This is a genomic window from Streptomyces sp. FXJ1.172, assembly GCF_001636945.3.
GTDB lineage: Bacteria > Actinomycetota > Actinomycetes > Streptomycetales > Streptomycetaceae > Streptomyces.
In genome coordinates, this window is the sequence record NZ_CP119133.2 from 3,936,288 (window position 1) to 3,948,759 (window position 12,472).

General features: G+C 70.7%; 9 protein-coding genes and 1 pseudogene. 3 read left to right on the top strand and 7 right to left on the bottom strand.

Annotated features, from left to right (window positions below; all coding sequences use genetic code 11):
* Window positions 1-196: 196 nt before the first annotated feature.
* Window positions 197-1,315 carry a hypothetical protein gene (locus A6P39_RS17390; protein ID WP_067041863.1) on the top strand — a complete coding sequence of 373 codons (1,119 nt, stop codon included), beginning with the start codon at window positions 197-199 and terminating at the stop codon, window positions 1,313-1,315.
* A 71-nt stretch (window positions 1,316-1,386) separates the two neighbouring features.
* Here A6P39_RS17390 and msrA read toward each other — a convergent pair whose 3' ends face one another.
* On the bottom strand, window positions 1,387-1,899 hold the full coding sequence (gene msrA / locus A6P39_RS17395; protein ID WP_067041860.1) for a peptide-methionine (S)-S-oxide reductase MsrA: 513 nt from the start codon (window positions 1,897-1,899) through the stop codon (window positions 1,387-1,389).
* Window positions 1,900-2,016: 117 nt separating this feature from the next.
* On the opposite strand from msrA, the pseudogene A6P39_RS17400 reads away from it, so the two are divergent.
* Window positions 2,017-2,473, top strand: a pseudogene (locus A6P39_RS17400) (iron chelate uptake ABC transporter family permease subunit); the annotation flags it as partial.
* Between the two features lie 78 nt (window positions 2,474-2,551).
* Here the strand turns inward: A6P39_RS17400 and A6P39_RS17405 are convergent.
* Window positions 2,552-3,595 (bottom strand): NAD(P)-dependent alcohol dehydrogenase, encoded by a 1,044-nt coding sequence (locus A6P39_RS17405; protein WP_067041857.1) that lies wholly within the window; start codon window positions 3,593-3,595, stop codon window positions 2,552-2,554.
* 169 nt (window positions 3,596-3,764) lie between these two features.
* Here A6P39_RS17405 and A6P39_RS17410 point away from each other — a divergent pair, with 169 nt between their 5' ends.
* A complete protein-coding gene (locus A6P39_RS17410) occupies window positions 3,765-4,676 on the top strand; it encodes a helix-turn-helix domain-containing protein (RefSeq protein ID WP_067041854.1) in 912 nt (303 codons plus the stop codon).
* Window positions 4,677-4,739: 63 nt separating this feature from the next.
* On the opposite strand, the gene A6P39_RS17415 is transcribed toward A6P39_RS17410, so the two are convergent.
* The 5 genes from A6P39_RS17415 to A6P39_RS17435 form a co-directional block, all read right to left on the bottom strand.
* The gene (locus tag A6P39_RS17415; protein WP_079133215.1) at window positions 4,740-8,054 is read right to left on the bottom strand and encodes a S8 family peptidase; all 3,315 of its coding nucleotides are present in this window, start codon (window positions 8,052-8,054) and stop codon (window positions 4,740-4,742) included.
* A gap of 251 nt (window positions 8,055-8,305) precedes the next feature.
* Entirely contained in the window at window positions 8,306-8,989 is a 684-nt protein-coding gene (locus A6P39_RS17420; protein WP_067041853.1) for an ABC transporter ATP-binding protein, read from the bottom strand.
* Between the two features lie 49 nt (window positions 8,990-9,038).
* Complete coding sequence (locus tag A6P39_RS17425; RefSeq protein ID WP_067041851.1) at window positions 9,039-10,508, bottom strand: ABC transporter permease; 1,470 nt, start codon at window positions 10,506-10,508, stop codon at window positions 9,039-9,041.
* 135 nt (window positions 10,509-10,643) lie between these two features.
* Entirely contained in the window at window positions 10,644-11,891 is a 1,248-nt protein-coding gene (locus A6P39_RS17430) for a L,D-transpeptidase (RefSeq protein WP_199840725.1), read from the bottom strand.
* A 243-nt stretch (window positions 11,892-12,134) separates the two neighbouring features.
* Window positions 12,135-12,470, bottom strand: a complete 336-nt coding sequence (locus A6P39_RS17435) for a hypothetical protein (RefSeq protein ID WP_067041841.1) — start codon at window positions 12,468-12,470, stop codon at window positions 12,135-12,137.
* Between the last annotated feature and the right edge of the window lie 2 nt (window positions 12,471-12,472).

Here is a 12,472-nt window from a genome sequence, read left to right on the forward strand (position 1 = left end):
GCCCTGATGCCGTCGCCCGCCGGGCTCGAGGGCGGCCCGAGGAGTGCGGGCCGAAGGGTTTTCCCTGTGCCGCACGCTGCCCGGCGTGGACCGGGCCCGCCGCCTCAGCGCGTGCTCGTCGGGACCGGGGCCGGAGTTTTCCACAGCCTCGCGACGGGGTTGGCCAATTGTCGGCGGCGTCTGGTTCGCTTGACGCATGGCGATTCTCTGGCTGCTGATGGCGCTGCTCATGCTGAGCTTCGTCCTGCTCCCGCTCGTACGGCGCAGGCGAGGAATGATCGAGCAGGTTCACCCGGAACACCCGGACGCCGCCGACCCGGCGGCCTACGGCTTCGTGCGCCAGGAGGAGCTGGACATCCGGATGCCCGGCCCGGACCAGGACCTGCTGGACGTGCTGGACCTGGTGCAGCGCACGCAGGACTACCACGCGGCCGCCCAGCTGCTGGCCGGCACCGAGGCGCAGGGCGAGGTGCGCTGGCAGCGGGTGCAGGCCTTCGCGGGCGCCGCCGCGCTGGAGCTGCAGCAGCGGCCCGGCGGGGTGCACGAGACGCCGGGCGGCCAGTGGCTGCGGGTGTGGCGGGCCGAGCAGCCCAAGGACGCGGGCGGCGCGGCCGTGCACGCGGAGTTCCTGGTGCAGCAGGCCTGGCGGACGTCGACGCCGGGCACGGACGACTTCCGGATCATCATGGAGGAGGCCCGGGAGGCGTGCGGGCAGGCGGCGCTGCTGGCGCCCGGCGATCCGGTGCCGTACATCATCGAGCTGTCCATCGCCCGTGGACTGGCTTATCCGCAGGCCGAGTTCGAGCAGCTCTGGCTGAAGATCCTCGACCGGGCGCCGCATCACATGGGCGCGCATCTGGCCGCGCTGCACTACTGGTGCGAGAAATGGCACGGCTCGCGCGAGCAGGCGTACTCCTTCGCGCAGGCCGCCGCCGCCCGCGCCCCGCAGGGCTCGTTGCTCGCCGCACTGCCGCTCTTCGCGGTCTTCGAGCACCTCCCCGAGGTGATCCTCGTGACGGGCTTCTACCAGAGCGAGGTCGTCACCAAGGCGATGCACGGCGCCCTGTACGCGGTGCACTCGGCCCGCCCCGACGATCCGATGCTGGCGCACGTGCGCCATCTGCTGGTCTTCTTCCTGGTCCGCGCCGAGCGCTGGGCGGAGGCCGTGCAGCAGCTGATACACGTCGACGGGCACGTCGGCGCGCTGCCCTGGACCCTGTCCGCCGACCCGGCCGCCGAGTTCGCCGTCTACCGCGCCCTGGCGGTGGCCGGTTACGAGGCGAACGGCGGCAGCCCGGCGAGCCTGCCCGGCTGACGCGGCCGGCTGACATGCCCGGCTGACGCGACCGGGGCACGGCCTCCGCCTTCTGCCGGGCCGCCTCCGGATCAGCCCTCCGAGCGGGCGGGCAGCCGCCAACCCGGGCGCGGGAAGTGGCAGGTGTAGCCGTCCGGGTAACGCTGCAAGTAGTCCTGGTGCTCGGGCTCGGCCTCCCAGAAGGGGCCGGCCGGCTCCACCTCGGTGACGACCTTGCCGGGCCACAGGCCGGAGGCGTCCACGTCCGCGATCGTGTCCTCGGCGATCCGCTTCTGCTCGTCGTCCACGTAGTAGATCGCCGAGCGGTAGCTGAGGCCGATGTCGTTGCCCTGGCGGTTCTTGGTGCTCGGGTCGTGGATCTGGAAGAAGAACTCCAGGATCGCGCGGAAGTCGGTCTTCGCGGGGTCGAAGAGGATCTCGATGGCCTCCGCGTGCGTGCCATGGTTGCGGTACGTCGCGTTGGGCACGTCACCCCCCGTGTATCCCACCCGGGTCGCCGTCACGCCCGGGAGCCGGCGGATCAGCTCCTCCATCCCCCAGAAGCATCCGCCCGCCAGCACGGCCCTCTGTGTCTGCGCAGCCATTACGACCCCTCCGATTTCTGATCAGCTCGGCGACACGGGCTGCCCGGCTCGCACACCACCGGCATCCCATGCCCACTGTCCTCTAACGCGCGAGGGTCCCGGGCCATTCCGTGCCCGGACGCGGCCGAGCAGGTCAAGCTGTGGCTCACCGGGAGCCTGAACGGGCGGGGGTGGCAGCAGGCCGTGCCGCTGCTCGTCGTCACCGCCGCATGCCTGCCCGGGCTCGTGTGGGCGGGCCGGGCCGCCCGGGCTCGGGGACGAGACGGCGGCCGGGCTCGGGATGCGGATGGAGCGGACGCGGCTCGCGCTGACCGTGCTCGGTGTCGTGCTCGCCGCCGCGGCGACCGGCGCGGCCGGGCCGATCGGGTTCGTCGCGCTCACCGCGCCCCAGCCGGCCCGCCGCCTCACCCGCACCCCGCACCTGCCGCTGCTCTGCTCGGCGCTGACGGGCGCGGTGGTGCTGGTGGCTGCCGGCCTCGCCGCGCGCACGCTGCTGCCACCGCTCAAGATCCCGGTCGGCGCCCTCACCGCGCTGGTCGGCGAACCGTACCTCCTGTGGCTGCTGGGCCGCCGCGGCCGAACCGGGACGACCGGTTGGCCACCCGCACCGGCGCCCGGCCGCCCGGCCACGCCCCGCAGGCCCGGCCGTGGTTCAGATCGTGGCCGTGTCGATCACGAAGCGGTAGCGCACGTCGCTGGAGAGCACGCGCTCGTACGCGTCGTTGATCTCCTCGGCGCCGATCAGCTCGATCTCGGCGCCGATGCCGTGCTCGGCGCAGAAGTCGAGCATCTCCTGGGTCTCGGCGATGCCGCCGATGCCGGAGCTGCTCAGGCTGCGGCGGTTGCCGAACATGCTCTGGAGCACGATCTGCACCGGCTCCTCCGGCAGGCCCACGTTGACCATGCTGCCGTCGGTGCGCAGCAGGGACAGGTAGGCGGCGAAGTCCAGCGGCGCCGAGACGGTGTTCAGGATCAGGTCGAACGTGCCCGCCAGCTCCTCGAAGGTCTTCGGGTCGCTGGTGGCGTGGTAGTGGTCGGCGCCCAGCTTCAGTCCGTCGTCCTTCTTGCGGAGGGACTGGGACAGGACGGTCACGTCCGCGCCCAGCGCGTGCGCGATCTTCACGGCCACGTGGCCCAGGCCGCCGAGGCCGACGACGGCGACCCTCTTGCCGGGGCCGGCGTTCCAGTGCCGCAGGGGGGAGTACGTGGTGATGCCGGCGCACAGCAGGGGCGCCGCCACGTCCAGGGACAGGCCGTCCGGGATGCGGACGACGTAGTTCTGGTCGACGACGATCTTCTGGGCGTAGCCGCCGTAGGTGGGCTGCCCGTCCTTGCCGGTGTCGTTGTACGTCCAGGTCGGGCCGCCGTTCGAGCAGTACTGCTCGAGGCCCGCCTTGCAGTTGTCGCACTCGCGGCAGGAGTCGACCATGCAGCCGACACCCACCCGGTCGCCGACGGCGTACTTCGTCACGCCGGGGCCGACCTCGCTGACGACGCCCGCGATCTCGTGGCCGGGCACCATCGGGAAGGTGCCGGGCCGCCAGCCGTCGCGGACCTGGTGGATGTCGGAGTGGCAGATACCGGCGAACTTGATGTCGATCAGGACGTCGAATTCGCCGACCGCGCGCCGCTCGATGGTCGTCCGCTCCAGCGGGGCCTTCGCGGCGGGCGCGGCGTACGCAGCAACAGTGGTCATGCCGGGGTTCTCCTAGAGGGATGGTCGCACCCGGCTGCCTTCCGCCGGGCACGCTGGCAAGACTGCCTCATGTCCCTGGGTTCACCCAGGTCACGGGCTTGCGTACGACTGCCGTGCCTACTACTGGCGGGGTCAGGATGCTGTGCGTACGACCAGGAATACTGGACGTATGGAACGCAGGGACGAACAGCCGGAAGCCGCCGCCGCGGGGCACTCACTGGACCGGCGGGCCGAGCTGAGCGAGTTCCTGCGCAGCCGGCGGGCCCGGCTGAAGCCGGAGGACGTGGGGCTGCCCGACTTCGGACGGCACCGGCGCGTGCCGGGGCTGCGCCGCGAGGAGCTGGCGCAGCTGGCCGGGGTGTCAGTGGCGTACTACACACGCCTGGAGCAGGGCAACGGCCGGAACGTCTCGGCGGAGGTCCTGGACGCGATCGCCCGCGCCCTGCGGCTGACGAACGCTGAGCATGCCCACCTCACCCATCTGGCGAAGCCGAAGTCGCACAAGAAGAAGCCGGCTGCGCGCCAGCAGCAGGTCCGCCCGGCGCTGCGGCAGCTGCTGGACACGATGGACGGCGTACCGGCGTACGTCGTGGGACGGCGCTCGGAGATCCTGGCGTGGAACCGGATGGCTGCGGCGCTCTTCGGCGACTGGGCGGAGCTGGCGCCGGCCGAGCGGAACTGGGCGCGGCTGGTGTTCCTGCGGCCCGATTACCGCGATCTCTTCGTCGACTGGGAGCAGAAGGCGATCGACATCGTCTGTGCGCTGCGCATGGACGCGGGCTGCTACCCCGACGACCCGCGGCTGTCGGCGCTGGTGGGCGAACTGTCGGTCAAGAGCGAGGAGTTCCGGCGGCTGTGGGCCACGCATGACGTCAAGGAGAAGAACCACGGCGTCAAGCGCCTGCACCATCCGCTGGTCGGTGACCTGTCGCTGCACTTCGAGTCCTTCCGCCTGACGGACGACTCGGACCAGTCCCTGGTCACCTATCACGCCGAACCGGACTCCGCGTCCGCCGACGCCCTGCGCCTGCTGGCCAGCTGGGGCACGGACGCGACGCGCAGGGCCTCGTCGGTCCAGTAGCGAGGAGGCACACCGGGAGCCGTTCCCCGGTGTGCCCCTCGGTGGTTCACGGGGCGCCACGGCTCACTTGCCGAAGTAGGCGTCCCAGATCGTGATCTGCGACGTGTTGCCCTGCTTGTCGGTGATGAAGGCGCGCAGGGTCACGGACTTGCCCTTCGCGGGGTTCCGCACCGTGACCCTGCCGCCGCGGACGTCGGCCTTCTCGAAGGTCCTGCCGTCGTAGGAGACGTAGACGGCCAGGGACTTCAGGTTCCTGCCCGCGGCCGAGCCCTCGACGGTGACCGGGAAGGTGACCGTCCTGCCGGCCGCGACCCGGCCGTCCAGGCCGGTGTCGATGCCGTAGTGCGGGACGGAGGCGGGCAGCTCGGCGAAGTCGCCGGAGGGTTTCTCGGAGCGGAAGGTCCAGGTCGCGTCGATCCGCGAGGAGGCCCGGGCGACCTCGGCCGAGCGCTTGACCGAGGTGGTCAGCCGGTAGGCGGCGTCGCCGGCCGGGACCTTGAAGGTCTTGTCGCCGAACAGCGGGTCGTCGTTGGCGCCGGCTTTGGTGCCGTCCCGGTACAGGGCCGTGGTCACCGAGGTGAACGCCGAGTACCCGCCGTGCCTGCCGGAGTCGGCGAACAGCGGCAGCGAACCGTAGATCTCGTTGCCGTTGCGGAACAGCCCGAGGCCGCCTCCGACGTGCGGGCCGAAGACCGCGGTGTTGACCGTCTTGGTGTAGGTGCGGCCGGCCTTGAAGGTGAACTCGCCGAGCGTGTACGACGCCTCGGTGACCGGGAGGCCGTCATGGCCGGCGCCGCCGTTCTGGGCGAACTCCAGCTGCCAGTTCACCCCGCCCGTGGCGGACAGGTGCAGGGTCCGGGTGCCGGGCAGCTTCTGCGGGATGTCGATGGAGGAGGCGCCGCTGCTGCCGGGCAGCCAGCCGACCGCGTTGACGGCGCCGGTCTTGCCGCTCGCGGCGGCACCGAGCCGGGCCTTGACCGTGGCCAGCTCGCTCGCCCTGAAGTGCCTGGTGCAGCCGGTGGCGAGCTGCGTGACCGGGCCGCCGGCGGTGACGTCGTACTCCTCGCTCGCGCCCTTGGTCCAGTGGCCGTCCCACTGCTGGTACAGCGAGCCGGCGGGCAGCCGCGGGCCGAGGTGCAGGGTGCGGAAGTTCTCGTACGAGTCCAGGAACCAGCCGTAGCCGTACTGGCCCTTGCCGACGGTGACGTCGTACTCCGGCGCGGCGAACCGGGACTTCACGCCCTTGGCCGGCACCGTGATGTCGACCGGCCTGGTCCTGCGCGCGTCGATCGTGATCGTCTGCTTCCTGGCGACGGTCAGCTTCGGCTGGGCGATCCAGTCGACGCCCTTGGTGGCGTCGTCCGGGTCCCCGTAGACCGAGGAGTTGAGGATGTACGTGCCCTTGGGCGCGCGCACCTTCACCGTGCCGGACTTGTCGTACGGGTCGAAGTCCTTGCCGTTCGCGAGCCCGGCGACACCGCTGAGGGCGGCGCTGTAGAACGGGGCCGGCTTGCCGTCGCGCCCGATGAACTTCAGCGTGACGTCGTACGACTCCACCTCGCGCGTCACCGCGGCGGCCGTGCGGACACTCTGGCCGGCGCCGGTCGCGGTCACGTACGCGCAGTAGGCGCCGTCGAGGGTGCCGCCCAGCTTGGTGTCGGCGGTGAGGTCGACGGAGGCCGTGCCGTGCGCCGGGACCGTCACCCTGGTGGCGCCCAGCTCGAAGAAGCCGGCCGGGGCCGCCTGGCCCTTGGGGTCGAGGGCGGTGCTGCTCAGGGTGAGCGTGGCGGCCTTGTCGCCGAGGTTGCGGTACGTCACCTTCCTGGTGACCGGCTTGTCGTCGGTGTGCGGCCACTGCTGGACGCCGAAGCTCACCGAGACCGGCTCGGCGATCACGGACTGCCTGATCGCCCTGTCCACCGCGACACGGCCCGAACCCTGCTGGAACGGTGTGTAGTCGCCGCCCTTGGCGGAGCCGGTCAGGGCGCCCTTCAGCTCGGCGTATCCCCAGTCGGGGTGCTCCTGCTTCAGGATCGCGGCGGCGCCCGCGACATGCGGGGTGGCCATCGAGGTGCCGGAGAGGGTCAGGTAGCCCTCGGGCTTCTCGCCGACCTCCTGGTCGATGACGCTGCCCTTGGCCGCGGCGGCGGTGATGTCCACGCCGGGCGCGGTGACGTCCGGCTTGATCGCGCCGTCGCCGGCGCGCGGGCCGGTGGAGGAGAAGTCGGCGAGCTTGTCCTTCTTGTCGACGGCGCCGACGGTGAGCGCGGCGTCCGCGCTGCCCGGCGAACCGATCGAGTCCGGGCCGTCGTTGCCCGCGGCGACCGCGAACAGGATGCCCTTGGTGGCGGAGAGCTTGTCGACCTCGGCCTCGAGCGGGTCGGTGCCGGGGCTGTCGGCGCCGCCGAGGCTGAGGTTGACGACGGAGGCGCCCTGGGCGGCGGCCCACTCCATGCCGGCGAGGATGCCGGAGTCGTCACCGGAGCCGGTGTCGTCCAGGACCTTGCCGTTGAGGATCCTGGCGCCGGGCGCGACACCCTTGTACTTGCCGCCCGACTTGACGCCGGTGCCCGCGACGATGGAGGCGACGTGGGTGCCGTGCCCGAAGTGGTCGGTGGCGTCCTTGGCGCCGGAGAAGTTCTCGGACTCGATCACCTGGTCCTTGAGGTCCGGGTGGCTGGTGTCCACGCCGGTGTCGAGGACGGCGACCTTCACGCCCTTGCCGGTGTATCCGGCCTTCCAGGCCACGGGGGCGCCGATCTGCGGCACGGACTCGTCGAGGGAGGCCGTGCGGACACCGTCGAGCCAGACGTGTGCGATGCCGGAGGCGGACCTGCCGTCGTCGGTGACGGCGTGCCACAGCGCGGTGGTGTCCCGCACCGGGATCTGTACGGCGTCGGCGTCGAGCGCGGTGAGGCTGCGGCGCAGTCGGCCCGCGTCCCGGACGCCGGCCCTGGCGGCCGTGGCGGTGCCGCGGTAGCCGACGATGACCTTCAGGCCGTTCTTCTGGGCCTTGCGGGTGGCGGCCTTGTTCAGCTCGGTGATGTCGAACAGCCGCTGGTCCAGCGTGCCGGCGGCCACCAGGCGGGCCGCGTCGGCGGGGACGACCAGCGTGTGTCCCTCGGTCCTGCGGACCTGGAAGGGTATGTGCTCGCGGCCCTTGGCCCGCTCCAAGCCGACGATGCGGCCCTTGGTGTCGAGGGCGACGCGGTCACCGGTGATGAGGGTGACACGGGTCTTGGCGCTGAACGCGGGGGCGGTGTCAGGGGCTGTGGCAGAGGTGTGCTCCGCGGGCCCCGCCGATGCCGGGCTGGTCACACCCGCGGCGAGGGCGACAGCTGCGGCCGTTGCCGCACCGGCCGCAGCGGCTTTCTTCACTTGTCTGCGCAAGTTCTCCCCCTGGGGACGGAGTACCGGGCGAATTCCCCGTTCACCCGGCTGGGGGTGGTCTCGCACATACGCGCACCACCCCCCGGCTCCGCAGTATGCCGGGGGGTGATCAGCCGCCTCAACAGACGAGAGGACGGTAAGAGAAAGGTCGGGAAACTGTTACGCGGCGGCCGGGCCACCGTTACACGTTCGCGAAGTTCCTTACGGGAAAGCGCAGTTGGATCGCCTCAGGCGCACCGTCAGGCGCCCGCGTTCTCCCTTACCGTGATCTTTCCCTTGCGGATGGTGGCCAGCCGCGGGGCCTTCTTCGCGATCGCGGAGTCGTGGGTGACCATGACGAAGGTCAGCCCGTGCTCCTTCCACAGCCGTTCGAGCACGTCCATGATCTCGTCCCGCATGCCCTCGTCGAGGTTGCCGGTCGGCTCGTCGGCGAGCAGCACCTTGGGCTTCTTCACCAGGGCACGGGCGATGGCGACGCGCTGCTGCTGGCCGCCGGACATTTCCCCGGGCAGATGGCCCAGGCGTTCGCCGAGGCCGACCGAGTGCAGGGCCTCGGCGGCCAGTTCGCGGCGCTCCTTGACCTTGATGCCGAGGGGGACGAGGGCGGTCTCCACGTTCTCCTGGGCGGTGAGGGTGGGGATGAGGTTGAACGACTGGAAGACGAAGCCGATGTTCTCGCTGCGCACCCGGGTCAGCCGGGCCTCGCTGAGCCTGGCCAGGTCGGTGCCGTCCAGGATCACCTCGCCGGAGCTGGGCCGGTCCAGAGCGCCGAGCATCTGGAGCAGGGTGGACTTGCCGCCACCGGTGGGGCCCTGGATGACGAGCCTGTCTCCGTCGCCGATGGTCAGGTCCACACCGTCGAGGGCGTGGACGGTGTCCTTGCCCCGGGTGTAGCGCTTGGTCACGTTCTTCAGTTCGTACATGGTGGCTCCTGGGTGAGGGTCGGGGTGTGTGCCTGGGCCGGGGTGGCCCTCACTCCACCCGCCGCAGCGCGTCCGCCGGCCTCAGGCGGGACGCCCGCCACCCGCCGAAGGCACCGGCGATGAGCCCACCCGCCACCGCGAGGCCCACCGCGAGGACGATCGTCATGACGCTGACCGGGGCCGTGAGGGCCACCTCCAGGGTCTTCGCCGCCTGGCGGCCCGGGCCGCCGAAGCCACCACTGCCGAAGCCGCCGCCCGGGCCCCCGAAGCCGCCGGCGCCCGCGCCGCCGCCCCCGCCGAGCTGCGCCTGGAGGGTGGGGCTGACGGCCGTGACGAGGTAGGCGCCCGCGAGGCCGAGGGCGATGCCGAGTGCGCCGCCGACCAGGCCGTTGACGACGGCCTCGCCGACCACCTGCCGGGTCACCCGGCCCGACTTCCAGCCCAGCGCCTTCAGCGTGCCGAACTCGCGCACGCGGCGGGAGACCGCGGACGAGGTCAGCAGGCCGGCCACCAGGAACGCGGCCACCAGCACCGCGATGGACAGCCACTTGCCGACGTCAGTGGCGAGGGAGGAGGCGGTGGACAGCGAGCCGGAGACCGTCTTCGCCAGGTCGGCGGACGTGGTGACCGTCGTACCCGGGACGTTCTTCTGGATGGCGCTCTTGACGGAGCCGATCTGCTGGGAGTCGGTCGCCTTGACGTAGATCGTGGTGACCTTGTCCTTCTCGTCCGCGAGGCCCTGCGCCTGCCGGAGCGGGATGTACAGGTTGGCCGCCGGGTCGCCGCTGCTGGCGGTGGCGATGCCGATGACCGTGAACCTGGTGCCCTTGATGGTGACGGCCGAGCCGACCTTGTAGCTCTTCGTCTTCGCGTACGCCGAGTCGGCGAGCGCCACCTTGGCGTTCGTCTCGGTGGCCCTGAAGGTACGGCCGCTGGTGATCTTCGAGGAGGTCAGCGGGCCGAGCGCGGTGTGCGCGACGTCGGTCCCGAAGACCGTGTACTGGTTGATGCCGAAGTCGGCGCCGCCGCCCTTGACCTCACCCTGCGGCCGGCCGGAACCGCCGCGCCGGAAGCCGCCGGCGCCACCTCCGTCCTGCTGGAACTGACCGCGCGTGAACTGGCCGCTGACCTTGAACACATTGAGGCTCAGCCCGCCGACCGCGCTCGAGACACCCTTCTGGTCGCCGACCTCGGTGACCGTCGAGGCGGCCAGGGTGGTGAAGCCCTGCACCCGGACCCGGTCGCTGCTCTGGGTCGAGCTGTCGCCGTTGTTCCGCGCGCCGAACTGGAAGCGGGGCTGCCCGGAGCTGTCCGCGCCGGGCGTCGACGCCTTGGTGACCGTCATGTCCGTACCGAGGCCGTACAGCGACTGCAGGACCTTGTCCTGGGCCTTGCCCATGCCGTTGGACACGGAGTTGACCACGATGACCAGCGCGATGCCCAGCGCGAGGCCGGAGGCGACGACCAGGGCCGCCTTTCTGCGGCGGCGCAGTTCGCGCCTCAGGTAGGTGAAGAACATGGCCCGCAAGCTAGGTACGGACCGTGATGGCACCATAAGGCCGGCATAAAAGAACGATGAGAAGGCTGTGTTCGCGCCCGGAAACACCGGTGCCGCCCCTGGGGGCGGCACCGGAAATCTGTGGAGAACGCGACGTCAGGCGGCCGAACCGGCCTTCCACTGCGCCCAGTTCATGTTCCAGCCGTTGAGGCCGTTGTCCGGGGCGACCGTCTTGTCGCCCGTGTTCTGGACGACCACGACGTCACCGACCAGCGAGTTGTTGTAGAACCACGCCGCCGGCATGTTCTTGTCGCCCGCGCCCTTCACGTCCTGCAGGCCGACACAGCCGTGGCTGGTGTTGACCGAGCCGAACACGGACGGGGCACCCCAGTAGTTGCCGTGGATGAAGGTGCCGGAGCTGGTCAGGCGCATGGCGTGGGGTACGTCCTTGATGTCGTACTCGCCCTTGCCGTCGGAGTCCTTGAAGCCGACCGTCGCGCCGTTCATCCGGGTCTGGGTGAACTTCTCGGAGATCACCATCTGGCCCTCGTACGTGGTGTGCTCGGGGGCGCCGGCGGAGATCGGGATGGTCTTGACGACCTTGCCGTCCTGCGTGACCTTCATCTGCTTGGTCTTCGCGTCGACGTAGGAGACCTGGTTGCGGCCGATGTGGAAGGTGACCGTCTTCTGCTGGACGCCGTGGATGCCGGGCGCGCCCTCGACGCCGTCGAGCGCCAGCTTGAGGGTGACGGTGGAGCCCTCCTTCCAGTACTGCTCGGGCCGGAAGTCCAGGCGGTTGGCGCCGAACCAGTGGCCGACGACCTCCTGGCCGCTGCTGGAGGTGACCGTGATGTCCTTCTGCACGGCCGCCTTGTTGGTTATCGCCTTGTCGAAGTTGATCGACACGGGCATGCCGACACCCACGGTGGAGCCGTCGTCCGGGGTGTAGGTGCCTATGAAGCTGTTGGCCGGGGAGACCGTGGTGAAGGACGCGTTCTCGTGCGCCACGCGGCCCTGGGAGTCCGTGGCCTCGGCGGAGACCTTGTACGTGGTGGAGCGGTCCAGTTGGGCGGTCGGCTTCCAGCTGTGCTTGTCGGCGGCGAGCTGACCGGCGACGGCCTTGCCGGCCTCGGTGGTCATCGTGACGCCGGTGAGGGTGCCCTTGCTGACCGTGACGGTCGCGGAGTTGTTGATGGATGCGTTGTCGGAGCCGTCCTTGGGCGTGATCGTGATCTGCGCCTCGGACGACTTCTTCGCAGCGGCCGCGTCGGCCTTCGCCTGCGAGGTGTCACCGCTGCCGCCGGCAGAGGCCTTGCCACCGCCGGAACACGCCGAAAGCATCAGCACACTGCCGAGCAGAGCGGACGCGGCCATCAGACCCCTGCGCCGCTTACTGTCCGTCATCACAAGCTTCTCCATCGTTGCCGAGTCGCGAATCCCCGAGAGTCCCCGTAAGACTTTTAACCTTCAACGCTACGGCCGCATGGTCCCGTTCCACATCCAATGGATCTGTGGGGCACACCACGTTCGCCACGCTGCGGGTGGTGCGGGAGGCGGCCCGTGCGCTCCCTGAGACGACAAAACCCCGGACGGCGGTTGCCGTCCGGGGTCAGTTCTGCCCCGGGACGCTCAGCCCATGCCGTCCGCTCACTCGTCGTCCGCGTCGTCCTCCCCATCATCCTCGCCCAAGTGCCAGTCGGGCGAGTCCGGGTCGTAGTCGACCCGCTCGCTGGACCAGGACGCCTGCTGCAGCTCCACCCCGGGCACCTCACTGACCAGGCCGAACGGGTCGACGAGATAGGCGAGGGCCTCCGCGGTGTCTTCCGTCACAGCGCCCTCGGCCTGCGCCCGCTCCGCCGCCGGCAGCTCCGGATCCTCGGCGAGCCGACGCAGCGCGGCCTTGCTCACCTCGCCCTCGTCGCGCACCTCGAGGACCAGATCCACCTGGAGCCGTACAAAACGTGATGTCTCTTCAGCACTCATGG

Excerpts from the sequence above, each read along its gene's own strand:
- msrA (WP_067041860.1), bottom strand. The coding sequence starts at position 1,899 with ATGGCTGCGCAGACACAGAGGGCCGTGCTGGCGGGCGGATGCTTCTGG.
- A6P39_RS17425 (WP_067041851.1), bottom strand. The coding sequence starts at position 10,508 with ATGTTCTTCACCTACCTGAGGCGCGAACTGCGCCGCCGCAGAAAGGCG.
- A6P39_RS17410 (WP_067041854.1), top strand. The coding sequence starts at position 3,765 with ATGGAACGCAGGGACGAACAGCCGGAAGCCGCCGCCGCGGGGCACTCA.
- A6P39_RS17390 (WP_067041863.1), top strand. The coding sequence starts at position 197 with ATGGCGATTCTCTGGCTGCTGATGGCGCTGCTCATGCTGAGCTTCGTC.
- A6P39_RS17405 (WP_067041857.1), bottom strand. The coding sequence starts at position 3,595 with ATGACCACTGTTGCTGCGTACGCCGCGCCCGCCGCGAAGGCCCCGCTG.
- A6P39_RS17430 (WP_199840725.1), bottom strand. The coding sequence starts at position 11,891 with ATGACGGACAGTAAGCGGCGCAGGGGTCTGATGGCCGCGTCCGCTCTG.
- A6P39_RS17420 (WP_067041853.1), bottom strand. The coding sequence starts at position 8,989 with ATGTACGAACTGAAGAACGTGACCAAGCGCTACACCCGGGGCAAGGAC.
- A6P39_RS17435 (WP_067041841.1), bottom strand. The coding sequence starts at position 12,470 with ATGAGTGCTGAAGAGACATCACGTTTTGTACGGCTCCAGGTGGATCTG.